Annotated in this window: 1 protein-coding gene and 1 pseudogene; both read left to right on the top strand. The window is 62.7% G+C overall.

Annotated elements, in window-relative coordinates:
* The coding region (locus A2I95_RS40330) for a fumarylacetoacetate hydrolase family protein (RefSeq protein ID WP_291737937.1) at positions 1–818 on the top strand (818 nt) is incomplete at its 5' end.
* An 82-nt stretch (positions 819–900) separates the two neighbouring features.
* A pseudogene (locus A2I95_RS40325) lies at positions 901–1,179 on the top strand (MBL fold metallo-hydrolase); the annotation flags it as partial.

The raw sequence follows: 1,179 nt of genomic DNA, 5'->3' as shown, positions 1-1,179 counted from the left end.
TGCCGCCGAACTGGCTGCATATCCCGATCGGCTATAACGGGCGGGCGTCTTCCGTGGTGGTCTCCGGCACCGATGTGCGCCGCCCCTGGGGCCAGCTGAAAGGCCCGAATGACGACAAGCCGCGGTGGGCGCCCTGCGCAAGGTTCGATATCGAGCTGGAAATGGGCGCGATTGTCGGCACCCCTTCCGATGGCCCGATCACCGTGCAGGAAGCGGACGACAATATCTTCGGCTATGTGCTGCTGAACGACTGGTCGGCGCGCGACATCCAGGCCTGGGAATACCAGCCGCTGGGGCCGTTTCAGGCCAAGGCGACTGCCAACTCGATCAGCCCCTGGATCGTGACCAAAGCGGCGCTGGAGCCGTTCCGCTGCGACACGCCGGAACGTGAGGTCGAGCTGCTGGACCACCTGAAAGACTGCGGGCCGATGCTGTATGACATCGACCTGGAGGTCACCATGGCGCCGGAAGGCAAAGAGGCGACCACCATCGTGCGGACCAACTACAAGGAAATGTACTACTCCGCCGCGCAGCAGCTGGCGCATCACACCACCTCGGGCTGCCCGATGAATGCAGGCGACCTCTTGGGGTCCGGCACCATTTCCGGCCCAACCAAGGAAAGCCGTGGATCGCTTCTTGAGCTCAGCTGGGGTGGCAAAGAGCCGCTGACGCTGGACACCGGTGAGGAGCGCTCCTTCATCGCGGACGGCGACACGCTGACCTTGAAGGGCGCGGCCAAAGGCAAGGGTTACTCCATCGGGTTCGGCGACTGCACCGGCACCGTCCTGCCCGCACTTGACGACCCGTTCAAAAGATAAGCTCCGCTTTTCTTCTGGCTAAAAATATCCCCGCCGGAGGCTCCCACAGCAGCCTCTGGCGCACCGCTGAAAGGACAGACATATGGCCAAGGCATTCGCGTCCCAAGGGGACCTGACCGAAAAGAAGATCACTTTTGATGAGATCGGCGAGGGGCTGTATGCCTTTACCGCCGAGGGCGATCCGAACTCAGGCGTCATCATCGGCGATGACTCCGTAATGATCGTCGAGGCACAGGCAACCCCGCGGCTGGCAAACAAGGTAATCGAATGTGTGCGCTCGGTGACCGACAAGCCGATCACCCATGTGGCGCTGACCCACTACCATGCCGTCCGCGTGCTGGGCGCCTCTGCCTTTGGCGCG

Source organism: Leisingera sp. F5 (assembly GCF_001593695.1).
This window is presented reverse-complemented; position numbering and strand designations above follow the sequence as displayed.